Below are 23389 nucleotides of genomic sequence, written 5' to 3'. Positions count from 1 at the left end.
CCTATCGGAGAACCAGACAGGACATACGCATGCCCCAAGCCTTAATCGTTGCCCACGGCCAGCCGTCGGATCCGGAGCCAGCGGAACAATCTCTGGCCACCTATGCCGCTGAGGTACACGCCTTATGTGAAGGCGTCACTGTGCGATCGGCTACGCTTGCAGCACCGGACATGTTCGAACAGCGCGTATCTGAATTGACAGACACTGCCGTGATTTATCCCCTCTTCATGGCGAAAGGGTGGTTCGTCACCAGTGCCCTGCCTAAACGTCTTGCTGGGCGGGCCCTTCGCATTCTCGATCCGCTGGGCGTCGATCCTGACTTGCCCGTTCTAGTCGCCACGGCCCTGTATGGCAGGTTGCACGAAAACCAATGGAAGCCAGAGGAGACCGATCTGGTTTTGGCCGCCCACGGGTCTGGACGCAGCCGCAATCCGTCTGCCGTGGCCCGGTCCTTTGTCGCTGAATTGGAAAAGCAACTAACCTTCCGATCGATCCGCCCCGGATTTGTCGAAGAGCCTCCATCTATTGCCGACGCCGCATCCGGCTTGTCAACTCAAGCCCTGTGCCTTCCCTTTTTTGCCTGTAAGGGCGGCCATGTGCTGGATGACGTTCCACAAGAACTGGAAGCAGCTACATTCAAAGGCCAGGTCATGCCGGTTGTTGGAGAATTGCCCCAGATCAAGCAGCATATAGCAATCACTCTGACCCGCGCGTTTCATAGTGTTTGATTGCGCAGTCGGGAATAAAATAAAGGGTTAACCCGAAGAAACACCCGAAGTTGCATCACCCTGCTGAAGGTCCGCAAGCGTCGAGTAGAGACAGTGCCGAGATCTGCCTTTCCTTTTCGCTTCATACAGCGCCAGATCGGCAGCATTCAGAATTTCGGCGGCTTTGGGAGGGGTAAATTGTGTCGACAATGCAGTTCCGATGCTGGCTGAAATCTGGCAGCTATTATTTTCGAAAATCATTGGTTGCTGCAGCCGCTCAATTAAACGTTCGGCAATTGCCGCCAGGACACCCTCATCTGACAGCCCTTTAAAAATAATTACGAACTCATCTCCACCTATGCGGGCCACTGTGTCGTCATTGCGTGTTTCCTCAACCATAATGTGCGCAGCCTGTTGCAATACAAAATCACCGGAAGCGTGCCCGTATTGATCATTGACCGACTTGAAGAAATCCAGGTCCAGATGCATCAGTGCAAAAGGTGAATTTCCCGAGATCAAATGTCCCAAAAATACATCCATCGCCCGCCGGTTTTTTAGTCCGGTCAGCATGTCGGTAAAGGCTTGCTCCTCGGCCGCCAGCATCGCTCCCTGCAGCCGCAGGTTCAGCGACCGCGAAGCTTCCATTGCGGCAGATTTAGCCTCGACTAAATACAACAGTTCAATGGCCAGATCGGTACCTGAGAAATCCGCGCTGGTCAGAGAATAGTCACGCACCGCATCCAGAATCGAGATGCCGAACGACAGGTTAATGACCGCGCCCTTTCCCTGCGGCAGCGGCGCGATCAATCCCTTAAGCGCCGTACGCGGTGTGTGATGAAGTTTCAGATGCAGCTTGGTTCCGACCAATGACATCAGTGCCGAAAGGCTTGTGACAGTGCGCGGACGAACCAGTTCGAATACCTCCAGAAACTCTTTTCCCGCCATCGGTTGGTCAGGGCGCAGTTTCTGCAAGGTCGGGCCAACGCGTGTTATTCGGCCATCTTCGTTCACCAGAACGAACATCGGACAAAGCGTCTCTAGCAGCCCGGCCAGATCACTGGTATCCATCATGACTTCCGCGCCCCAAGGTCAAAATGACGTCCTTCAGCAAACGCGCTTTCCACAAGCATGACTGAAATCACTTCGGCCTCGCCGTCTTGTCCGTCATGTGACAGCATAGCCAAAGCGCCATAATCGTCGGCCATGGCACGTAGAACCCCGACCATCACACTGGAATATCCCGCCAGCCCTGAATGGCAAATCAACTGGTACTCAGTTGGGCTCAGTTCAATGAGTTCCAACGTCGGCAGGCAAAGGTCAGAAACTGCTAGCCGCACACGGTCTGACAAATCGTCCAGAGAATGTAGAAACTCCACATAGGTTACGCCGCCGAACCGTAGCAGGCGGCGCAGGTCTTCCATTTTGGGGTGCGAGACCAAATAGGTCCCCAAATCCTCAAGAACTTCGGCGCGCGGGCGCTTCAGATCGGCGCACAACGCATCCAGCACCCGCATTGTCATCTCGTCGTCGTAAACAAGCATGGCTTCGAACTCGACGAATCCCAGTTCAGCCACCTCGGTCACACGCAACCAGCATGACTGCCCGTAAGTCGCGCATACAAATGACTGTACCGCCCGATTGATCAGACCATGCATCAAATGCCCCAGATTGATTTCCACTCAATCTGGCATGAGATTCCTTAACAAAACCCCAAGATGGGCCGCGAGATGCAGTTAATTTGAACAAACATCACAGTGGAAACCATTGTTAGAAAACTAGAAATCCGTCGGCGCCCCACCCTCGGCCTTACGGCGCTCGACGAAGTCGGCCAATTCGTCTCGGATCGCATCATCCATCGCCGGAGGTTCAAAACTGGTGATGATTTCCTTGAACATGTGATGGGCGCGTTCCGCTGTCCAAATGCCACCTGCCACATTCCAACCTTCGAAGTTTTTCCAATCGCTGAGGAACGGTTGGTAAAACGCCGTCGTGTAGCGATCTTGCGTGTGCTGGATGCCGAAGAAATGGCCGTCATTACCCACCGCGCGGATCGCATCAAGCGCGATTTCATCAGGGCCGGTTGCTGTGATTTCTGGCTCCATATACCGCTGAATTTGCTGCAAAATCTCGCAATCCATGATGAACTTCTCGGGGCTGGCGATCAGGCCACCCTCAAGCCAACCGGCCGCGTGATAGACCATATTCGTGCCCGACTGAACGGCCGCCCAGAGTGAGTTCGATGTCTCCCAAACCGATTGCCCATCAGGCACATTTGCGGCACACACCCCCGATGACCGCATCGGCAGGCCATAGAATCGGGCCATCTGCCCCGTCATTTGGGTCGAGCGCATGTATTCCGGTGTCCCAAAAGCTGGGGCCCCGGATTTCATGTCTACATTGGACGTAAACGTACCGATAACGCAGGGAATACCCGGGCGCACGTATTGAAACAGAGCAATCGCACAGAGCGACTCGGCCAGAGATTGCGCCACGGCACCGGCCATCGTCACCGGCGCCATCGCACCGGCCAACGTGAACGGCGTTACTACGATTGCCTGTCCGCGCCGCGCCAAACGCAAGCACCCGTCGATCATCGGATGGTCGTGTTTTAACGGTGAGGTCGAGTTGATGTTAGAGTACATCCGAGGCGTTGCTTCGAATTCCTCATGGCTTAGCCCGCCGGCGATGCGGACCATCTCCATCACATCTTCGACGCGCTCTTTCCCGAGGCAATAGGCATGCATCGCCTTGTCAGTCAGGGTCAGCTTGTCATAGAGCACGTCCAGATGGCGTACGCTGGCATGGATGTCCACCGGCTCGACCGGATAGCCTCCTGCGAAGTGAATGCAATTGAAATACTGAGTCAGTTTCAACAGGTTGCGACACATGTCCCGGTTTCCCGGAACCTTGGTGCCGATCTCCATATCCCAGTAGTTCGGCGGAGAAGACACGTTGCCGAACACCATGTTTTTGCCGCCGATCTCAATCGTGCGGTCGGTGTTTCGCGGCGTGATCGTAAAACTTGATGGTGCTTTGCCCACCATCTCCATGACAAAATCCCGACCCATGCGGACGTTGTCACCTTCGACAGTACACCCTGCTTCGCGCAGAATGCCCTTGGCTTCTTCGTTGTAGAACTCAATCCCGATCTCTTCGAGGATGCGCATGGCCCCTTCGTGGATCGCCTCAACCCCGTCCTGATCCAGTGGCTCGGTCGGGCGGTCGATATTGACCGGAGGGTTGAACGGCATCTGATCGATCACCGCGCTGCCCCTGCGTTCGGCAGCTCCAGCCCGTCCGCCCCCACGACGTCTGCGAGTTTTTGTGTCAGCCATGTGATCCTCCGGAACTTGCTTAAACCTATGCAAGCCCCGAAGCCGGGCGTCTGGCCGCTCTGTCTGCGACAGGTTATGTCGGTTTTTTATTTCGAAGCGCCGAAATTGATCCGGGTGTGATCAGTTTTTTGCCAACCAGCCGGGGATGTGTCCGATATCCGGCAGCACAACATCCGCCATCGGCGCCAGTGCCTCGGCCCCTGCTATCCCCGTCAGAACGCCAATCGTGGTCATCCCGGCAGCGCGCCCGGCTTGCAAATCGTGCAGGCTGTCCCCGACCATAGCCACGTTCTCTGGCGCAACGCCAACATGAGTGGCAAACGCCAGCAACTGACCGGGACCCGGTTTAAATCCGTGGCCACTGTCATATCCGGCGACAAAATCGAAATGCTCGTGAACTCCGACCGAAGCCAGGTGCTGCAACGCGGGTGCCTCGCTGTCATTGGTCGCCACACCAAGCTTGAACCCTGCTTGCCGCAAACCTTCCAGAAAAGGCACCAACGGTATGGCTTGTGCCTGAGGTGCCGCCGCCGCTTCGGTGTTCAGCACATCGAGCATTTCCTCAAACGACATGCTTGGCACATGTTCAGCAAGAACCTCAGCGATTTCCTCAACCGTTTCAGCGATCACGATGCTGTCTTCAGCATAGGTTGCCGTTTCAAGATCAAATCCGATGACGCGCCCCAATTCAGCCGCCCGCGTATGATCTCCGTCCGCCAAGCGCAGCACCAAGTTGCGTCCGAAAGCACCCCAAGTGTTCGCAAAGTCAAACAGGGTTCCGTCCTTGTCGAACAGGATGGCGTCGATGGGCATGGTTTGCTCCTGCAGAGTTGTTGAATTAGGTCCAGTGGACGTCAGCGCCACCGGACAATACCGCGCGAGCCTGACCCGGCAGGTCATAGGGCACGGAACTCGCGTCACAGAAAGCGATCACCCACGAATCGTCAAGGATCAGAAACTCCAACACAGACCCGAGGAATTCAGGCTCTGCCGCTCGGTCCCGCAGGTCCTGCGCCGATGCTCCGGTAGAGCTTAAGAAAACAGGCAACAATTCCTCATTGCCGACCAGCCAACCTAGAACATTCAAAGCCAAGGTTTCGGCAGATTGGGCAGAGATTGACATAAAGTAGCCCCGGATCAGGTCTTGGAAAGGGTTTGTTAACCAGACTCATAAACACTTTAGCAACGCATGCAATCAATGGTGACCGAAATGTCCGCGCAAGGCACGATCCTTGTCCTCGACGGGACCGCAACCAATCGCATCATGCTGAAGGTTCAGCTGACCGCGGCGTGGTATCACGTCGTGCAAGGCGAACGTCTTCAGGGCTTGGCTGGGCTTTTGCGGCGCAGCAAGCCTGACCTCGTGCTGACCTCTCAGACATTACCAGATGGCACTGCTGCGGATGTCAAAAAATTGGTTATGGCCAATCCCGACCTGATTGACGTTCCAGTTGTCGCTGTCGCACCTCAAAACGACAAGGCAGCCCGTTTAAAAGCCTTATCTGACGGGTTGGATGATGTTCTGGCATATCCTTTCAAAGATACATTCCTATTGGCCCGGGTGCGTAGCCTACTACGCACACGGGCCGAGACGCAGGAACTTCAGGTTAGCAGCCCATCAGATCCCATTGGCTTTGCCGAGCCCACTGCAGCGCAAATCATGCCAGCAGAGGCAGCGCGCGTCGCCATTCTGACGCAATCGCCAAATACCGGGGCTTTATGGCGAAACGCCTTGTCACAACAAACTCAGTACAAATTGTCCGCACATACTCCGTCAAACCTTCATGGGTTTCTATTAGGACCCGTGCCGGATGCCATCTTGTTTGAGGTCAGTGCCTGCCCGTCAGGGCTGAACCTGCTGGCAGATCTGAAATCGCGCGGGATTACACGGCACACCGTATTGATCGGCGTTCTTGAGGACGACAATGCAGAGTTGGCTTCGGAAGCACTGGATCGTGGCGCAGATGCAATTTGCTTGACTGGTTTCTGTCCGGAAGAAACGCTTCTACGCTTGGAGAACCAGATTGCGCGTAAGACCCGGAGAGATCAGATGCGCGCCTCACTGCGGCGGGGGGTGGTCGAGTCCTGGGTCGACCCACTTACCGGGCTGCACAATCGCCGCTATGCGATGAGAGCGATGGATCAAATTGCCTATCAGTCGGCACAGGCCGGACAAGGCTTAGCTGTGATGCTAGCCGATCTTGATCATTTCAAAGCGATAAACGACACATTCGGCCACTCTGCCGGGGACTGCGTTCTGGCTGAGGCTGCAACACGAATGGCAAAGGTCGTTGGATCGGCCGGGTTCATTGCTCGGGTCGGGGGCGAGGAATTCATGATCGGCCTTTCCAACACGACACAGACCAAAGCGTTGGAGCTGGCGCGGCACCTGTGTGAGTGTATTCGAGAAAAATCGTTCGACCTGCCGGATACACTCGAACCAATCTCTGTCACCGTGAGCATCGGCTTGATTACCACCCACCCCAACGAATCTTCGCACCCACCCGAGCCTGTACAGCTGGAAGGGCTAATAAAGTCGGCCGACTCTGCGCTATATGCGGCAAAGTCGGGCGGCCGCGATCAGGTTCAGCAAAGCGCTGCCTGACCCAACTAGTCCTTGTGTTTGCGCCCATGTGGTTTGCGCTTCACCACCTCTTGTAGCCTATCTGCATAGACCTGACGTTCAGCATCTGTCATCTCTGTGATGCGCAGAAGCCATCTTTCTTGCAGCGCGCTTTGCAACTCTGCCATCGACTGCGCCTGTTGCTGCAACAAAGCCTGCACGACGGCCGGATCAAAAGGGTTAGCGCGCAAAGCAGCTTCTAACTTCGCAAAGTCCTCAGATCGCAGTTTTGCGCCCTTAACGTGCCGCTCGGACAATTCACCGCGCAGAGCCTTGCGATCCTCCTTAGGCAGTGCTCGATACAACGCCGGTCCGAAACCCGGCGGCGCCTTGCCATGATCCCCGCCCTTGACCCGGTAAACCGTGCCCAAGGCAACCCCGGCTACCAACAAGTTCAGCGCCAGCGATACGGTCAACAGAACCGTTACCCACCGTCTTTTGGGTTTGGGATTGTCGCTCATTCGGCGTCCTCCAAAAATGTTGTGTCCAGACCAAGGTCAGCAACCGCAAAGCTGGTATCCTGTGGATAGAGAATCGTAGCCGGGTCAGGCAGGAAGTCAGGTGCAGCAAAACCGATCCAGACACCTGCCGCGCTTGCAGCGACCAGTCCGCCCATACTTTGCCAGCCTCCGATCCCATCCAATATACGTGCCCAAACAGACCGTTGGGGCGCGGCAGGTTTCAACCGATCAAGGCGTACCGTTTCGGCATCCGTCAGGATGCGCACCGCGAGGTCATCGGACAAGTCCGGACGGGCGCTCCGAGCCTGAGCAAACAACTGATCCAGTTCCATATCGTCTTCAGCCATCATCATACCCCAGTTCATCTTGCCGTCCGGCCAGTATCGCCGCCAAGGCGCGTTTTCCGCGCGCAGTCAAACTTTCCACTGCTTCCGTCGAAATGCCCATGATCCCGGCGATCTCGGGGTTGGGCAATTCCTCGATATGCCGCAATATAACTGCTTGCCTCTGACGGTCCGGCAATTGCGACAAAGCCATCTGCAAGGCATCCTTGCGCGCTGCCTCCTGCAACCGGTCCGCCGCGCTGAGATCTTCATCCTCAGGCTCGGGCACATCATCCAGACGATCCGGCCGTTTCTTGCGCAAGACATCCACACACAGATTCAACGTAACGCGATACAACCAGGTGGATACCTTGGCCTGCCCTGCCACCCATTTCGGTGCCATCTGCCACAGCCGCATCATGGCGTCCTGCGTCACGTCCTCGGCCTCAGCCCGGTTTCCCAGCATCCGCTGAGCGACCGAAAAACACTTTGGACCCAGCCGATCCGTCAATGCGCGCGCCGCCGCGGCATCGCCTTCCGCGAATTGCCGTAGCAGCGCATCATCCGACGCGTCCGCGGCACAATCGGTGCCGCGAACATCCTGCAAGGGGGAGGTCAGATCCTCCATCCTTCATCAGCTGTCGTCGGAGTCCGCCTTGCCGTGCTTCCTATGCTTCCGGCCCATCCGCTCTTTCGCATCGCTATATTCCTGTTCCGAGATCGTCCCGCTGTTATCTGCGTCGATACGGTCAAACATCTTGCCAGCGCGGCGCGGCTTGGGCAACTCGTCCTCGCTCAGAAAACCGTCCTTATTGGCGTCGTGCTTTTCGAACATCTTGGTTACACGCTCATTGGCCTTTTGCTGAGCCGCGGCCTGCATTTCCTCGACGCTCAATTTACCGTCGCCATCGGCGTCGGCTTTCGAGAATCGCTGCGCGCGATGGGCTTCCATTTCTTCCTGTGTCAGTTGACCGTCGCCATTGGCGTCCAGTTCCTGAAAGCTCACAGGTTCGCGATCTTTCGGTCCAGCCGCCAGAACAGAGGTGCCTGTGATGGCCACGGCCGAGATCAAGATGGCCGGAATAAATTTGGCGCTTTTCATATCGTTTTCCCTTTGTTTTGCGGCCCCATCGCCGCTGCTCACATAGGTTCAAACGGTGACCTGCACGCGTTCCGTCGAAAAAATCGCAAAAAAGTTTGACAGCCTTTCTCAAACCCTTCACGTCACAAAGCGACGCACCCCCCTTTTCTAAGTGACAAAACAAGCGCAATATCCGGCGCTAACGAACGCGCGAGTTTCAATATGACAGATCAGACGATCGACACCACGACCGAGAGCGACCGCCCGACTTGGCCTGCCTTGGCCAAAGGCTTCCGTTGTCGTTGCCCGAAATGCGGCGAAGGCAAGATTCTGAAGGGCTACCTGAAAGTTCGGGACAATTGCGACAATTGCGGGCAAGAACTGTTTCACCACCGTGCAGATGATGGCCCGGCCTATTTGACCATCCTACTGGTTGGTCACTTGCTGGCCCCAGCGCTGCACGTGACATATGTGGAATTTCGCCCCGAGCCGCTGACCATGTTCCTGATTTTTGCCATCGGCTGTACCGCCCTGTCGCTGTTCCTACTGCCCCGGCTGAAAGGTGCTGTTGTCGCCTATCAATGGGCGCGGCGCATGCACGGCTTCGAAAAAGCTCAGTGACCTGACACAAAGTATGGCAGAAGACAAATCAGCGATACGGGATGCGGCGACAGTAATCGTGCTGCGAGACCGGTTGAGCGAACCGTCAATCCTGATGGGGCAACGGGGCGCGAAAGCTGTTTTCATGCCCAACAAGTTCGTCTTTCCCGGCGGCGCAGTGGACGCTGCGGACGCAGACGTGCCCTTGGCCACCGGACTGCCCAAACTGTGCAGCGAACGACTGGAAGAGAAGTCCGCACCGGGTATGCAAAATGCGCTGGCCGCAGCAGCGGTCCGGGAATTGTGGGAAGAAACGGGGTTGGTCCTCGGCGAACCAAACGCTTGGGACGGAGCGGTTCCAGATGACTGGCAGGAGTTTGCGGCCATGGGGTTCCGCCCTTCGGCCCGGGCACTTCAGTTTGTGTTCCGCGCAGTGACCCCACCGGGCCGTCCCCGCCGGTTCGATGCGCGGTTCTTTCTGGTCGATGCCCAGGTGATTCAGGGCGATTTGGACGACTTCAGCCGCGCCTCGGACGAGCTGTCCCATCTGCAATGGGTGCCGTTGAACCGCGCACGCGAACTAGACCTGCCATTCATTACCGAGGTCGTTCTGGCCGAGGTGGCAGCCCGGGTGACAAACCCCGAGCCGCCCGCCACCGTACCCATGTACCTGCATACCGAGGAACAAAGCCTGTTCCTGCAGCTTAAGGGCTACCCGATGCCCGATGTGGACTAAGCGTCACTTCATCCGACTGATGACTGTCGTCACCTCGGGCTTTTTGCCAATCTCTGCCTTGGCGGTCTGGCGCACGATGCGGCGCATCGCCTCTTCCAGCTTGTCATCGTCGCGCAAGGTCTTGGCGTCCGCCCGCATCAGAAATTGGTTCAGGTCCTCTTCCAAAACCTCGACCAGTGCAGCCCGGGATGTTCCAATCTCTGGCAGACCCATCGTGTCACACCATGGCTCGCCCAGTGGTTCATCTTCCTCGTCCAGAATGACCGTCACTGTCACATGTCCGTTCAAAGCCATGCGGATACGATCGCGTACGACACCGTCCAGCGCGCCAACCTTCACGGTTCCATCTAGGTAGGTCCGACCGGTTTCAATGTAATCCACCACCTGTGGCGTTTCACTGGTCAGGTCCAGCATAGTCCCGTTCACGGCCAGAATGCCTGTGCGGCCGCCCGCCTCGGCCAATTTGGCGTGTTCGCGCAAATGCCGGTGTTCACCATGCATCGGGATAACCATCTGCGGGTCGATCAGTGCATGCACCTTCTCAAGATCAGGCCGGTTAGCGTGACCCGAGACGTGATACAGACCCGAGCTGTCATCCACCACATCCACACCCTTTTCGCTGAGCTGGTTCATGATGAAGATCACACCACGTTCATTTCCGGGGATCGTCTTGGAGGAAAACAGGAACAAATCGCCCTCTTTCAACTCCAACCCGCGATACTTACCCCGCGCCAATTGAGCACTGGCAGCACGACGTTCGCCCTGACTTCCAGTGACGATCAGCATCAGGTTTTGACGCGGCAGATCAACGGCTTCTTCCGCGCTGATAACCTTTGGAAAGTCGAAAAGGATGCCCGTTTCCGTTGCAGCCTCAATCATCCGCCGCATAGCGCGACCCAGCAATACGACCGAACGTCCAGCACGCTGACCTGCCTCGGCCAGCGTCTTCACTCGCGCCACGTTCGAGGCGAAGGTGGTAGCCACGACCATGCCCTCGGCGTTTTCGACCAGTTTGGTGATCTCTGGACCCACTTCCGATTCCGAGCGGCCTGCATGGCTGGAAAACACGTTAGTGCTGTCACAGACCAGCGCCTTGACGCCTGGTTTAGCAACCTCTGCCCACAAATCGGGGTCGAATGGCTCTCCCACTACGGGGTTGGCATCCAGTTTAAAGTCACCGGAATGCACAATTCGTCCGGCGGGCGTATCAATCACCAGCCCCGCGCTTTCAGGGATCGAGTGGGAAACTGGCAAAAAGCCGACGGTGAAGGGACCTACCATTACCTGCTCGGGCCAGGCTGACACAGTCTGTACGGATTCCCGGGGATGACCGTGCTCTTCCATCTTGCGTCGCGCGATATTGGCGGTGAATGCCCGCGCGTAAACCGGCGCACCAAGCGCCTCATAGCAATGCGCCACAGCGCCCACGTGGTCCTCATGCGCGTGCGTGACGAACACCGCATCCAGCCGGTCTGCCCGCTCCTGAAGCCACGAAATATCGGCGTGGATCAGATCAACCCCCGGGGTCGTATCCATATCCGGGAAGGTTACCCCCAGATCGACGAGGATCAGACGCTCCTGCCCCGGCTTGCCGTAGCCATAAACATAAGCGTTCATGCCAATTTCGCCGGCACCACCCAGCGGCAGATAGATCAGTCGTTCACTGCTCATGTCGAGCCATTATCCTTGTTATAGCGATGTATCACGGTCAACCCGTGCATCGTCAGATCATCTTCGATCGCATCAAACCCGACATCCGCCTGATCGAACAAAGGCGCAAGCCCTCCGGTTCCAACGACTTTCATCGGCATTCCGTATTCCGCCTTGATGCGGGCAATCAGCCCCTCGATCAGACCGGAATAGCCCCAATACACGCCGGATTGGATACAGCCAACCGTATTCGTACCAATCACTTTTTCTGGGCGGGTGATGTCGATATGCGGCAATGCAGCCGCCCCCTGATGCAGCGCTTCGAGGCTGAGGTTCACGCCCGGTGCGATGATGCCGCCGACATAGGCCCCGTCCGAGGCCACAACGTCGAAATTAGTCGCCGTCCCGAAATCCACAACCACAACGTCACCGCCATGACGATCAAACGCGCCCACCGCGTTGGCCAGACGGTCCGGGCCGGGAATCGTGCCTTCGTCGATGCGCGGAGCCACGGGCAGAAGGCATTCTGGTTTACCCACCACCAGCGGTCGGCAGCCAAAGAACCGGTCGGCAAAGATACGCAGGTTGAACACCACGCGCGGCACGGTCGAGGCGATCACGACATCGGTGATATCTGCCTCGATCCCATAATGTTTCACCAGTGTTGAATACCAGGTGAAATATGCGTCCGCCGTACGAGAATGGTGGGTCGAGGTGCGCAGGGTACAAAGAAACTGTTCGCCGTCCCAAATCGAGAAAACGGTGTTTGTGTTGCCGCAGTCGATAGCCAGAAGCATCTGAGCCTCCTTCAGAAAAACACATCCGCCGCAGGAATGCTGACGCGGCCCTTGGCGGTCTTTAAGACAAGGTTGCCGTTGGAGTCCACGGTTTCAAAGGTTCCCACAGTCTCGGATGTCGAGGTTCGGGCGGTAATGACTTCCCCCAACCGGGCAGCTCGGGAAAGCCAGGCGGTCCGGATCGGCTCGAACCCGTATGTCACAAACTGGGTTTCATAGCGCGCATAAGCGGCGGCCAATTCCGTCAGAAAATCCTCGGGGATCACAGCGGCACCGGTTTCCGACAGCAAAGATACGGGCCTTACCGCGCTTTGCTCAACGGCATAGGCCGGAGGCGCTTCGGAGAGGTTTACACCGATCCCAATTGCCAGATGTGAAACGCCCCGCCCCTGCCCGGTGCTTTCCAGCAGAATGCCCGCCAGCTTGCCGCCGTTCAGCAGCACATCATTGGGCCATTTCAGAGACAGTCCCGACGCACGCCCGGTCACCGCGACACAGGCATCGAATAATGCAAGTGCTGCCACAAAACTACGCAGCGCCGATTGTTCCGGATTGCCTTGGGGTCTCATCAGTAAGGTTGCTGCCAGGTTACCCTTTGGGTTGGCCCATGCCCGACCTCGCCGGCCACGTGCGGCTGTCTGGTGATGAGCCATTATCCAAACCGGACCCGGCGCGGTCGGAGCCAACCGTGCGGCCTCGTTCAGTGTGCTGTCGACTTCCTGCACGATGTGCAAGCCGTATCCTGTAGGCCAGTCAATCATGTCAAAAAGGCTCGGTCCTTCGACCGAGCCCCCCGCAATTGTATGTTAAAGTCATCAGTTGACAAGCGTTGCCGCCGCCGCTGCCGCCGCACCTTCGACACCGAACTGATAGAACACTCCGACCAGCATCAGTGCAGCAGACCCCATCAGGGCCACCCATAGAACCGGTGTGGAGTGCGTTTCGATTGGATCTTCGTTCTCTTCCCCGAAATACATGTAAAACACGATCCGCAGGTAGTAGAAGGCACCGATGACCGAGGCGATGGCCGACACGACAACCAGCCCGGTCAGACCTGCGCTGACGCCAGCCTGCCAGACGCCGAACTTGGCGAAAAAGCCCAGCATCGGTGGCACACCGGCAAGCGAGAACATCAGGATCAGAACAGCCAGCGCCTTGCCCGGATCACGCTTGGAGTACTGGCGCAGCGCGTCGATATCAGTGACGGGCTTGCCGTCACGCTCCATCATCAGGATGAAGGCAAAGGTGCCGATATTCATGGTTACGTAGATCGCCAGATACATCAGCATCGCCTTGATGCCCATCTCGGTTCCTGCAGCCAGACCAATCAGCGCATAGCCCATATGGGCAATCGATGAAAATGCCATCAGCCGCTTGATATTGCGCTGACCAATCGCAGCCACCGCGCCCAGCAGCATCGACAGCACGGATAGCAGTACGATCACCTGCTGCCAGTCCTTGACCACGCCGCCAAAGGCATCGTGCATCAGGCGGGCAAACAGCGCCATCGCCGCCACTTTCGGTGCGGTGGCAAAGAAAGCAGTGATCGGTGTGGGCGATCCTTCGTAAACGTCCGGTGTCCACATGTGGAACGGAACGGCCGAAACCTTGAACGCCAGCCCCGAAATCAGGAAGATCAGGCCGAACAGCAGTCCAACCGAGACATCTCCGTGATGGACCGTCTGGATAATGCCCGAAAACAGCGTGGTGCCGGTAAAGCCATAAACCAGAGACGCACCATAGAGCAGCAGACCCGAGGAGAGCGCGCCCAGCACGAAGTACTTCAGACCGGCCTCGGTCGATTTCGCACTGTCACGGCGCAGAGCAGCCACGACGTAGAGCGACAGCGATTGCAGCTCCAGCCCCATATACAGAGACATCAAATCGCCTGCGCTGACCATCATCATCATACCCACGGCGGCCAATGCCACCAGCAATGGGTATTCAAACCGCAGCAGATCGCGGCGGGTCATATACTCCTGGCTCATCACCAGAACCGCAGCGGCAGAAAGCAGGATGGCAACCTTGGCAAAGCGTGAGAAGCCATCGTCCACGAACATGCCGTTGAAAGCCACGTTGGTGCCGTCTCCATTGGTGACAATCCAGAAGGACAGCAGCACCATCAGGCCCGCCGTGGCCCACACCAGAACCGGCGCAAGCGCGTCTTTCGTGGTGTAGACGGCCCCGATCAGAGCGGCCATCGCATACACGGCCAGTACAATCTCTGGCAGGATTATTGTCAGATCAGCCTGGATCATGTCTCCAAAGCTCCCTTAATGCGAGGCGGCCGTCTGGGTCGCAGCCTCAGCCGCGGCCAGAGCCGTGTCATAGTTCGAAATCAGCGCGGCGGTCGAGTTGCCGATTACATCTGTCACCAGCGAGGGGTAAACGCCCAGCAGGATGGTCATCACGATCAGCGGCGCAAAGATCAGCCGTTCGCGCGAACTCATGTCGGTCATCGCTTTCAGGCTTTCCTTGATCAGGTCACCGAATACGACCCGGCGATAGAGCCACAGCGCGTAAGCCGCCGAAAAGATCACACCCGAAGCCGCCACAGCCGTCACCCACGTATTCACCTGGAATGCGCCCATCAATGTCAGGAATTCCCCAATGAAGCCCGACGTACCCGGTAGGCCAACGTTGGCCATGGTGAACAGCATGAAGACCAACGCGTAGGCTGGCATGCGAATAACCAGGCCACCGTAAGCCTCGATATCGCGAGTGTGCATCCGGTCATAGATCACACCCACACACAAGAAGAGTGCCGCCGAGATGAACCCGTGGCTCAGCATCTGGAAGATCGCGCCGTCGATACCTTGCTGGTTCGCTGCGAATATGCCCATGGTCACAAAGCCCATATGCGCGACCGAGGAATATGCGATCAGCTTTTTCATATCCTCCTGCACCAGCGCCACCAGCGAGGTGTAGACGACCGCAATCGCCGACATCCACAGCACCAGATCGGTCATCACTGCCGAGCCCACAGGGAACATCGGAAGACTGAACCGCAGGAAACCGTAGCCACCCATCTTCAGCAGGATCGCCGCCAGCACAACCGAACCAGCGGTTGGCGCCTGTACGTGCGCGTCCGGCAACCAGGTGTGCACCGGCCACATCGGCATTTTTACGGCAAAGGACGCGAAGAAAGCGATGAACATCAAGGTCTGCATACCGCCAACGATGTAGATACCTAGAACGCTGAACCCTTCCGAGGAGAACTGATGGCTCATCAGCGCCTCGATATCCGTGGTGCCCGCATCCGCATACATCGCAACCATCGCCACCAGCATCAGCACCGAGCCGAGGAAGGTGTAGAGGAAGAACTTGAAGCTCGCGTAAATCCGATCTTTGCCACCCCAAATGCCGATAATCAGGAACATCGGGATCAGACCTGCCTCGAAGAACAAGTAGAACAGCACCAAATCCAGCGCCATGAACACGCCCAACATCAGCGTTTCCAGCAGCAGGAAAGCGATCATGTATTCTTTGACGCGATCCGTGACCTGCCAGCTGGCCAGAATGGTCAGCGGCATAATGAAGGTGGTCAGCAGCACGAACAGGACACTGATGCCGTCCACACCCATCTTGTATTTCAGACCCAGCAGCCACTCACCTTCTTCCACCATCTGGAAGCCGGTGTTGGACGGATCAAAGCTGGTATAAATACCGATCGAGACAAAGAAGGTCACCGTGGTCGCCACCAGCGCAACCCATTTCGCGTTGCGCTGCGCGGCCACGTCCTCACCGTGTAGGAACAGGGCCAGAATGCCTGCAGCCACGGCGGGGATAAAGGTGACGATGGAGAGGATATTGTCCATTAGTGTGCGCCTCCGCCAATCGACATCCAGGTGACAAGGGCCGCAATGCCCAGAACCATCCAGAAGGCGTAAGTAAATATGTACCCCGTCTGCGCTTTCCCAGCGAGGCGGGTAAAGAAGGGAACAACGCCCATGGCGACACCGTTCAGGAAGCCGTCGATGGTGTTGCCATCTCCGCGTTTCCACAGGAACCGGCCGAGCGCAATCGTGGGTTTGACGAAGACCGCGTCGTAGATTTCGTCAAAGTACCATTTGTTTAACAGGAACAGGTAAAGCGGACGCTGGTTCTGTGCCAGACGACCCGGCAGGGACGGGTTCACTATATAGAACCAGTAGGCCATGACAAAACCCAGCACCATCGCCACGAAGGGCGAGACCTTGACCCATTTTGGGGCTGCGTGCGCGTCGTCCAGAATGTGGTTGTCCGGCGCGATGTATATAGCACCCTCGCCGGGCTCACCTGCAAAGACATAGTGGTGATCGCCGCCATACGCAGCCTCGTCACCGTGCGCTGCCTCATCCCCATGACCTTCATCCGCGTGACTATCTTCCGCGTGGGCGGTATCAGCATGTGCTTCTTCTTCGCCATGCGCATCCGCCTGACCATGATCGCCCGCCTCAGCGTGCTCGGACGCCTCGGCAACTGGAATGCCATAGAATTTGCCGACCTTGTCCGCGTGACCAAAGAAGTTGCCGTACCAGATCATGCCGGCAAAGACCGCACCCAGAGACAGTACGCCCAGCGGCACCAGCATGCTCATCGGGCTTTCATGCGCGTGATCATGCGTGTGCTTGTTGCCACGCGGCTCTCCGTAGAAAGTCAGGAATATCAGACGCCAGCTGTAGAACGAGGTGAACGCAGCCGCGACCACCAGCAGCCAGAAACCGTAGGCAGAACCACCTGCATAGGCGCTCTCGATGATAGCATCCTTGGACAAGAAGCCCGCGAAGCCAATTGTCGTCAGCGGGATGCCGACACCGGTAATAGCCAGCGTCCCTATCATCATTGCCCAGAACGTATAGGGAATCTTCTTCCGCAGGCCGCCATATTCGGTCATCTCCTGCTCGTGATGCATGGCGTGGATCACAGAACCCGCCCCAAGGAACAGAAGCGCTTTGAAGAAAGCGTGGGTGAACAGGTGGAACATTGCAGCCGAGTACATGCCGACACCGGCAGCCACGAACATGTAGCCCAGTTGCGAACAGGTCGAATACGCGATGACGCGCTTGATGTCGGTCTGTACCAGACCAACGGTCGCAGCAAAGAACGCAGTCGAGGCACCCAGCACGGTAATGAAACCGGTTGCGCCCGGCGCGAACTCCATCAGCGGCGACATGCGGCAGACCAGGAACACGCCCGCTGTGACCATGGTCGCGGCGTGGATCAGTGCCGATACGGGCGTCGGGCCTTCCATCGCGTCCGGCAACCACGTGTGCAGGATCAGCTGCGCCGATTTACCCATCGCGCCGATAAACAGCAGAACGCAGATCACCTCAATGGCGGTCCATTCGCCCCACAAGAAATGCAACTGCGTTTCTGCCAATTCCGGAGCCGACGCGAATACATCCGAGAAGTTGATGCTGTCGGTCAGGAAGAACAGCGCAAAGATCCCCAGTGCAAAGCCAAAGTCACCCACGCGATTAACAACGAACGCTTTGATCGCCGCAGCGTTCGCAGACGGTTTGCGATAGTAGAAACCGATCAGCAAGTAGGACGCGACGCCCACACCTTCCCAGCCAAAGAACATCTGCACCAAGTTGTCTGCCGTCACCAGCGCCAACATCGCGAAGGTAAAGAAGGACAGGTAGGCGAAGAACCGTGGCTTGTAGCTTTCCCCTTCACGCCATTGTGGATCGTTGTCCATATAGCCGAAGGAATAGAGGTGCACGAAGGCCGAAACCGTTGTCACCACAATCAGCATGATCGCAGTCAGCCGGTCCAGACGGATCGCCCATTCGGTCGACAACGATCCGCTTTCGATGAACCGCAGAACAGGCACCGAGTAGGAGCCACCGGGATAAGCCGACGGATCGAAGCTGAAAAAGATGATCCAGCTGAGCAGACAGGCCAGAAACAGCAGGCCCGTTGCGGTCCACATGGCGGCCTTCTCGCCAATGAATCTCCAGCCGAACCCGCAGAGCAGCGCGCCCACCAGCGGGGCAAAGAGGATGGTAGTTTCCATGTTCTCTTACCCCTTCATCATATTGACGTCTTCAACCGCGATGGTGCCGCGGTTGCGGAAGAAGCAGACCAGAATGGCCAGACCAATCGCCGCCTCGGCCGCCGCTACGGTCAGCACGAACAGCGTGAACACCTGCCCGACCAGATCGCCGAGGAAGCTGGAAAACGCCACGAGGTTGATATTCACCGCCAGCAGCATCAGTTCGATGCTCATCAACAGGATGATGACGTTCTTGCGGTTCAGGAAGAGACCGAAGATGCCGATGACGAACAGCGTCGCCGCGACCGTAAGATAGTGTTCAAGTCCGATCATCGTCTCAAAGTCCCTGCCCCGGTTTCACGTCCTTCAATTCCATCGCCTTGGCGGGGTCGCGCATCATCTGGCCGACGATGTCCTGACGCTTGATGTCCTTACGGTGGCGCAGCGTCAGCACGATGGCCCCGATCATGGCCACCAGCAGGATCAGGCCCGCCAGTTGGAACAGAAGGAAGTATTGATCATAAAGGATGACGCCGAGCGCCTCGGTGTTGTGGCGGTCGGCCGGGACCGGTTGCGCTAGATTGGCCGCCGCGCCCTCGGCGCTGTCCCAGGCACCGATCGCCATGACGAACTGCATCAGAATCACCAGACCTATCAGCAAGGCCAGCGGCATATAGCGCGCCATCTCAGCCTTGAGTTCGGCAAAGTCCACGTCCAGCATCATCACCACGAAGAGGAACAAAACCGCGACCGCGCCGACGTAGACAATGATCAGCAGCATCGCCACGAATTCCGCCCCCAGCAGAACGAACAGCCCTGCCGAGGACAGGAACGCCAGGATCAGCCACAGCACCGAGTGCACCGGCTGGCGGCTGATCACCGTGAACAGCCCGCCGGTGATGACGCAGATGGCAAACAGATAGAAGGCAAAGACGGTCATTGATCCTCATCCTCGTTATCGCCCATGACCTCTTGCGCCAGATCCAGCGCGCGGGTCATGGCCGGGATGCCGGCAAAGACCGACATCTGACCGATCGTTTCCACGATCTCTTGTTTCTTTGCGCCCGCTTCCAGAGCATGACGCACGGTCTGACGTACCGCCGAGTCCGCTTGCGCGCCCTGGCAAGTCAGCCCTGCCAGCGTCAGCAGCAGGCGGGTCTTGGCATCCAGTCCGTCCTTGTTGACGGTATTGCCGAACATCATCTCCATGACCTCTTTGGGCATGGTTGGCCACAACGCCTCAAACCCTTTGGGCGAGAAGCTTTCCATCGCCGGGTTCATCGCCTTGGCCATGTCCTGAGCCTGCTTCATCATCAGTTCAAACGGATTTGTCGGGCTGTCACTCATCTGTACGGCGCGTCCATTTCCAGATTGCGGGCGATTTCGGCTTCCCAGCGTTCACCGTTATCCAGCAGTTTTTGCTTATCGTAGAACAGCTCTTCGCGGGTTTCCGTGGCGAATTCGAAGTTCGGACCTTCGACGATGGCGTCAACCGGGCAGGCCTCCTGACAGAAGCCGCAATAGATGCACTTGGTCATATCGATGTCATAGCGCGTGGTGCGGCGGCTGCCGTCTTCGCGCGGTTCGGCGTCGATGGTGATCGCCTGCGCCGGGCACACCGCCTCGCACAGTTTACAAGCAATGCAGCGTTCTTCTCCGTTCGGGTAGCGACGTAGGGCGTGCTCACCCCGGAAGCGTGGCGACAGAGGGCCCTTTTCGTGCGGGTAGTTCACGGTGGCCTTGGGGGCAAAGAAATACTTCAGCCCCAGCTTCATGCCGACCCAGAAGTCCTGCAGCAGAAAATACTTGGCGGCGCGGGTGTAATCGATTTGCGTCATGATCAGCCTCCTACGCTCCAACGGGCGAATGCACCCCAGAACCAGTCGAATTTCGCCGCAAAGGCCACGAAGACCACCCAGACCAACGAGAACGGCAGGAATACTTTCCAACCCAACCGCATCAGCTGGTCATAGCGGTAGCGGGGGGTGATCGCCTTGACCATCGCGAAGATGAAGAAGAAGAATGCCATCTTGGCGACCATCCACAGCACGCCATCGGGCAGGCCCGGGATCGGCGACAGCCAACCGCCGAAGAACAGTAGCGAGGTCAGCGCGCACATCAGGAAGATGGCGATGTATTCGCCCGCCATGAACAGCAGGAAGGGCGTGGCCGAGTATTCGACCTGATAACCGGCAACCAGTTCCGACTCCGCTTCCGGAAGGTCGAACGGTGGGCGGTTGGTCTCGGCCAGCGCGGAGATGAAGAAAAGGAACACCATCGGGAAGTGCGGCAGCCAGTACCAGCTGAAGAAGCCGAACGAGCCGTCCTGAGCGCGCACAATATCGCCAAAGTTCATCGACCCGGTCGAGATGATCACACCGATAATGATCAAACCGATGGAGACTTCGTAGGAAATCATCTGCGCCGCGGAGCGTAGAGAGCCAAGGAACGGGTACTTTGAGTTCGATGCCCAACCGCCCATAATCACGCCATAAACCTCCAACGAGGATACGGCGAAGACATAGAGGATCGCGACGTTGATATCCGACAGCACCCAGCCATCGTTGAACGGGATCACCGCCCAGGCAATCATCGCCAGAACGAAGCTGGTTAGCGGCGCGAGCATGAAAACGGTACGGTCGGCGCCCGCCGGGATCACAACCTCTTTCACTACATATTTCAGCGCGTCCGCTACAGATTGCAGCAGGCCGTAAACGCCTACCACGTTTGGTCCGCGGCGCATCTGAACCGCAGCCCAGATTTTGCGGTCGCCATAGACGAGGAACAATAGCGAGATCATCACAAAGGCAACGACAGCAAGCACTTGCGCCAGAATGATGACGGCTATTCCGCCTGGGGTGTTAAAGAAATCAGCCATTGGTCCTCACACCGTGGGTATTCCGTTTTCCGCGCGTGTTGCTAGGGCCAAATGCCTGCGCATACTGCGGCTGGGTCGGCGCGTTGGTGTAAACAGCATATGCCGCCATCACGCCACCCTTTTTGTTACGTTCCACACGCATTTCTCTGGCCACGCTATCGCAGGGCCCCGAGCGCGGTATGAAACAGGTCTGGTTCATTCCGCTGCGATCTTCTTTGCTTTGCGTGCTTGCGCCTGTGCCGAAAGCTCGGCCATCAGTTGCGAAGCGCGCGCAATCGGGTTTGTCAGGTAGAAATCCTTGACGGCGTTTCGGAAAGTGGCCTTGCCCAGAGGACCAGCCTCCAGCGCCTGAACCTCATTCTCGATCACCTCATCAACGCGGGCCAGATGCGGAACTGCCTCGATCAATGCGGTGCGCAGTTGCGCTAAAGAGTCATAAGGCAGCGTTGCGCCCAACTCGGACGACAAGGCCCGCAGGATCGCCCAGTTTTCCTTGGCGTCACCAGGAGCAAATCCGGCGCGCATGGCAAGTTGCGGGCGGCCTTCTGTATTCACGAACAGGCCATTTTCCTCGGTATAGGCCGCGCCCGGCAGGATTACGTCGGCGCGATGCGCGCCTCGGTCGCCATGGCTGCCCTGATAGATCACAAAAGCGCCTTCGCCAATTTCGACCTCATCCGCGCCGAGGTTATAGATCACGTCCGCAGCGCTGACTGCATCCATGCCACCTTCATTAGTGGCATCCACATCCATCGCTCCCACGCGTGAGGCGGCAGTGTTCAATACCATCAGGCCACTTTCGGTATTCGCAGCTATGGTTTGCGCCGCAGCCAGAACAGCAACGCCATCAGCCTCTTGCAGCGCACCCTGGCCAACGATCACCAGCGAGGACTTACCCTTAATGGTGTCATCGCCGCCCATGTCGACGACTTTTTGCAAAGCCGCGCGGTCATCACCAATATGGTGATAGTTGTATGTCAGATCGACGGCCGAACCGACCAGAGCAACCTCGGCCCCGTGCGCCCACGCCTTGCGGATGCGCGCGTTCAACACCGGCGCTTCTTCACGCGGGTTGGTGCCGATCAGGAGGATACGTTCGGCGCTGTCAATGTCCTCGATCGCAGCAGTTCCGGCGTAAGCACCACGATTGCCAGACGGCAGTTTCGCCCCATCGGTGCGGCATTCGACAATGCCGCCCTGCCCCTCGATCATCTGTTTCAGCGCAAAGGCCGCCTCAACCGGAACCAGATCTCCGACTATGCCCGCAGGTTTCTCGGCCCCTTTCAGCGCTTCAGCGGCTTTGGTCAAAGCCTCGGGCCAAGAAGCCGGGCGCAGTTTGCCGTTTTCGCGCACATAAGGCTTGTCCAAGCGTTGACGGCGCAAGCCATCCCAGACAAAGCGGGTCTTGTCGCTGATCCATTCCTCGTTCACGCCGTCATGGTTGCGCGGCAGGAAGCGCATGACTTCGCGCCCCTTGGTGTCCACGCGGATGTTCGAGCCCAGAGCGTCCATGACATCGATGCTCTCAGTCTTGGTCAGTTCCCAAGGCCGCGCGGTGAAGGCGTAAGGCTTGGACGTCAGCGCCCCAACCGGGCACAGATCAATGATGTTGCCCTGCAGGTTCGAGTCCAGCGTCTGGTTCAGATACGAGGTGATCTCGGCATCTTCGCCGCGCCCGGTTTGACCCATCTGTGTGATCCCGGCGACCTCGGTTGTAAACCGCACGCAGCGGGTGCAGCTGATGCAGCGCGTCATCGCAGTGCCAACCAGCGGGCCCAGATCCAGATCATCCACCGCACGCTTTGCTTCCTTGAAGCGCGAACCCGAAAGACCATAGGCCATCGCCTGATCCTGCAGGTCACACTCACCGCCCTGGTCACAGATCGGGCAATCCAGCGGGTGGTTGATGAGCAGGAACTCCATCACCCCTTCGCGGGCCTTCTTGACCATGGGTGAGTTCGTTTTGACCTCAGGCGGCTGACCTTCCGGTCCCGGGCGCAGATCGCGGACCTGCATCGCGCAGGAGGCCGCCGGTTTCGGCGGGCCGCCTACAACCTCAACCAGACACATCCGGCAATTGCCAGCAATCGACAGACGCTCATGATAGCAGAAGCGTGGCACCTCGACCCCGGCCTCTTCACAGGCCTGGATCAGGGTCATCGCACCATCGACTTCAATTTCCTGCCCGTCGATGTTTACTTTGCGGAGGTCAGACATG

The 23389-nt window shown here is 57.6% G+C and carries 25 protein-coding genes; 4 read left to right on the top strand and 21 right to left on the bottom strand.

The features are described from left to right. Window positions 1–29 precede the first annotated feature (29 nt). The gene (locus tag ABLN94_RS05280) at window positions 30–728 is read left to right on the top strand and encodes a CbiX/SirB N-terminal domain-containing protein (RefSeq protein WP_352989997.1); all 699 of its coding nucleotides are present in this window, start codon (window positions 30–32) and stop codon (window positions 726–728) included. A gap of 27 nt (window positions 729–755) precedes the next feature. On the opposite strand, the gene ABLN94_RS05275 is transcribed toward ABLN94_RS05280, so the two are convergent. The 5 genes from ABLN94_RS05275 to ABLN94_RS05255 all read right to left on the bottom strand — a co-directional run bounded on the left by ABLN94_RS05275 (window position 756) and on the right by ABLN94_RS05255 (window position 5165). Further along, entirely contained in the window at window positions 756–1778 is a 1023-nt protein-coding gene (locus tag ABLN94_RS05275) for a diguanylate cyclase domain-containing protein (RefSeq protein WP_352989994.1), read from the bottom strand. Next, window positions 1775–2362 carry a heme NO-binding domain-containing protein gene (locus ABLN94_RS05270; RefSeq protein WP_352989992.1) on the bottom strand — a complete coding sequence of 196 codons (588 nt, stop codon included), beginning with the start codon at window positions 2360–2362 and terminating at the stop codon, window positions 1775–1777. Before ABLN94_RS05270 ends, ABLN94_RS05275 begins: the two co-directional genes overlap by 4 nt. A gap of 120 nt (window positions 2363–2482) precedes the next feature. Continuing rightward, a complete protein-coding gene (locus tag ABLN94_RS05265) occupies window positions 2483–4042 on the bottom strand; it encodes a trimethylamine methyltransferase family protein (RefSeq protein ID WP_352989989.1) in 1560 nt (519 codons plus the stop codon). 120 nt (window positions 4043–4162) lie between these two features. Then, the gene (locus tag ABLN94_RS05260; protein ID WP_352989986.1) at window positions 4163–4855 is read right to left on the bottom strand and encodes an HAD family hydrolase; all 693 of its coding nucleotides are present in this window, start codon (window positions 4853–4855) and stop codon (window positions 4163–4165) included. A 25-nt stretch (window positions 4856–4880) separates the two neighbouring features. Beyond that, window positions 4881–5165: a DUF3572 domain-containing protein gene (locus ABLN94_RS05255; RefSeq protein ID WP_352989984.1), complete on the bottom strand. Its 285-nt coding sequence runs from the start codon at window positions 5163–5165 to the stop codon at window positions 4881–4883. Window positions 5166–5252: 87 nt separating this feature from the next. Between ABLN94_RS05255 and ABLN94_RS05250 the strand changes: the two genes are divergently transcribed. Beyond that, a complete protein-coding gene (locus ABLN94_RS05250; RefSeq protein ID WP_352989981.1) occupies window positions 5253–6647 on the top strand; it encodes a diguanylate cyclase in 1395 nt (464 codons plus the stop codon). 5 nt (window positions 6648–6652) lie between these two features. Here the strand turns inward: ABLN94_RS05250 and ABLN94_RS05245 are convergent, their stop codons facing one another. Genes ABLN94_RS05245 through ABLN94_RS05230 form a run of 4 tightly spaced genes read right to left on the bottom strand, consistent with a single transcriptional unit; the run spans window position 6653 to window position 8551 of the window. Beyond that, on the bottom strand, window positions 6653–7126 hold the full coding sequence (locus ABLN94_RS05245; protein ID WP_352989978.1) for a periplasmic heavy metal sensor: 474 nt from the start codon (window positions 7124–7126) through the stop codon (window positions 6653–6655). Continuing rightward, on the bottom strand, window positions 7123–7491 hold the full coding sequence (locus ABLN94_RS05240) for a hypothetical protein (protein ID WP_352989976.1): 369 nt from the start codon (window positions 7489–7491) through the stop codon (window positions 7123–7125). The genes ABLN94_RS05245 and ABLN94_RS05240 overlap by 4 nt, the downstream gene beginning before the upstream one ends. Continuing rightward, on the bottom strand, window positions 7466–8077 hold the full coding sequence (locus tag ABLN94_RS05235) for an RNA polymerase sigma factor (protein WP_352989974.1): 612 nt from the start codon (window positions 8075–8077) through the stop codon (window positions 7466–7468). The genes ABLN94_RS05240 and ABLN94_RS05235 overlap by 26 nt, the downstream gene beginning before the upstream one ends. Window positions 8078–8083: 6 nt before the next feature. Then, window positions 8084–8551 carry an EF-hand domain-containing protein gene (locus ABLN94_RS05230; protein ID WP_352989972.1) on the bottom strand — a complete coding sequence of 156 codons (468 nt, stop codon included), beginning with the start codon at window positions 8549–8551 and terminating at the stop codon, window positions 8084–8086. A gap of 201 nt (window positions 8552–8752) precedes the next feature. Between ABLN94_RS05230 and ABLN94_RS05225 the strand changes: the two genes are divergently transcribed. Beyond that, the gene (locus ABLN94_RS05225) at window positions 8753–9151 is read left to right on the top strand and encodes a DUF983 domain-containing protein (protein ID WP_170494129.1); all 399 of its coding nucleotides are present in this window, start codon (window positions 8753–8755) and stop codon (window positions 9149–9151) included. 13 nt (window positions 9152–9164) lie between these two features. After that, entirely contained in the window at window positions 9165–9866 is a 702-nt protein-coding gene (locus tag ABLN94_RS05220) for an NUDIX hydrolase (RefSeq protein WP_352989970.1), read from the top strand. 3 nt (window positions 9867–9869) lie between these two features. Here ABLN94_RS05220 and ABLN94_RS05215 read toward each other — a convergent pair whose 3' ends face one another. The 12 genes from ABLN94_RS05215 to nuoG all read right to left on the bottom strand — a co-directional run bounded on the left by ABLN94_RS05215 (window position 9870) and on the right by nuoG (window position 23388). Next, complete coding sequence (locus tag ABLN94_RS05215; RefSeq protein ID WP_352989968.1) at window positions 9870–11537, bottom strand: ribonuclease J; 1668 nt, start codon at window positions 11535–11537, stop codon at window positions 9870–9872. After that, complete coding sequence (locus ABLN94_RS05210) at window positions 11534–12313, bottom strand: type III pantothenate kinase (protein ID WP_170494138.1); 780 nt, start codon at window positions 12311–12313, stop codon at window positions 11534–11536. Before ABLN94_RS05210 ends, ABLN94_RS05215 begins: the two co-directional genes overlap by 4 nt. Before the next feature lie 11 nt (window positions 12314–12324). After that, window positions 12325–13074, bottom strand: coding sequence for a biotin--[acetyl-CoA-carboxylase] ligase (locus ABLN94_RS05205; protein WP_352989965.1), 750 nt, complete (start codon window positions 13072–13074; stop codon window positions 12325–12327). A gap of 54 nt (window positions 13075–13128) precedes the next feature. Then, window positions 13129–14571: an NADH-quinone oxidoreductase subunit NuoN gene (gene nuoN / locus ABLN94_RS05200; RefSeq protein WP_352989962.1), complete on the bottom strand. Its 1443-nt coding sequence runs from the start codon at window positions 14569–14571 to the stop codon at window positions 13129–13131. Window positions 14572–14586: 15 nt separating this feature from the next. Then, window positions 14587–16131: an NADH-quinone oxidoreductase subunit M gene (locus tag ABLN94_RS05195; protein ID WP_352989959.1), complete on the bottom strand. Its 1545-nt coding sequence runs from the start codon at window positions 16129–16131 to the stop codon at window positions 14587–14589. Continuing rightward, window positions 16131–18314 (bottom strand): NADH-quinone oxidoreductase subunit L, encoded by a 2184-nt coding sequence (gene nuoL, locus ABLN94_RS05190; protein ID WP_352989956.1) that lies wholly within the window; start codon window positions 18312–18314, stop codon window positions 16131–16133. The genes ABLN94_RS05195 and nuoL overlap by 1 nt, the downstream gene beginning before the upstream one ends. A gap of 6 nt (window positions 18315–18320) precedes the next feature. Continuing rightward, a complete protein-coding gene (gene nuoK / locus ABLN94_RS05185) occupies window positions 18321–18626 on the bottom strand; it encodes an NADH-quinone oxidoreductase subunit NuoK (protein WP_005984024.1) in 306 nt (101 codons plus the stop codon). Window positions 18627–18630: 4 nt separating this feature from the next. Then, entirely contained in the window at window positions 18631–19233 is a 603-nt protein-coding gene (locus tag ABLN94_RS05180; RefSeq protein ID WP_170494152.1) for an NADH-quinone oxidoreductase subunit J, read from the bottom strand. Next, window positions 19230–19640 carry a carboxymuconolactone decarboxylase family protein gene (locus tag ABLN94_RS05175; protein WP_170476531.1) on the bottom strand — a complete coding sequence of 137 codons (411 nt, stop codon included), beginning with the start codon at window positions 19638–19640 and terminating at the stop codon, window positions 19230–19232. The genes ABLN94_RS05180 and ABLN94_RS05175 overlap by 4 nt, the downstream gene beginning before the upstream one ends. After that, window positions 19637–20131: an NADH-quinone oxidoreductase subunit NuoI gene (gene nuoI / locus ABLN94_RS05170; RefSeq protein WP_170395751.1), complete on the bottom strand. Its 495-nt coding sequence runs from the start codon at window positions 20129–20131 to the stop codon at window positions 19637–19639. Before nuoI ends, ABLN94_RS05175 begins: the two co-directional genes overlap by 4 nt. A 2-nt stretch (window positions 20132–20133) precedes the next feature. After that, window positions 20134–21171, bottom strand: coding sequence for an NADH-quinone oxidoreductase subunit NuoH (nuoH, locus tag ABLN94_RS05165; protein ID WP_170494157.1), 1038 nt, complete (start codon window positions 21169–21171; stop codon window positions 20134–20136). Between the two features lie 195 nt (window positions 21172–21366). Beyond that, entirely contained in the window at window positions 21367–23388 is a 2022-nt protein-coding gene (nuoG, locus tag ABLN94_RS05160; protein ID WP_352989949.1) for an NADH-quinone oxidoreductase subunit NuoG, read from the bottom strand. Window position 23389: the final 1 nt, after the last annotated feature.

Source organism: Ruegeria sp. SCP11 (genome assembly GCF_040329455.1).
Classification (GTDB): Bacteria; Pseudomonadota; Alphaproteobacteria; order Rhodobacterales; family Rhodobacteraceae; genus Ruegeria; species Ruegeria atlantica_E.
Note: the sequence above shows the minus strand (reverse complement) of the source record. Positions and strands in the feature narration are given on the sequence as shown.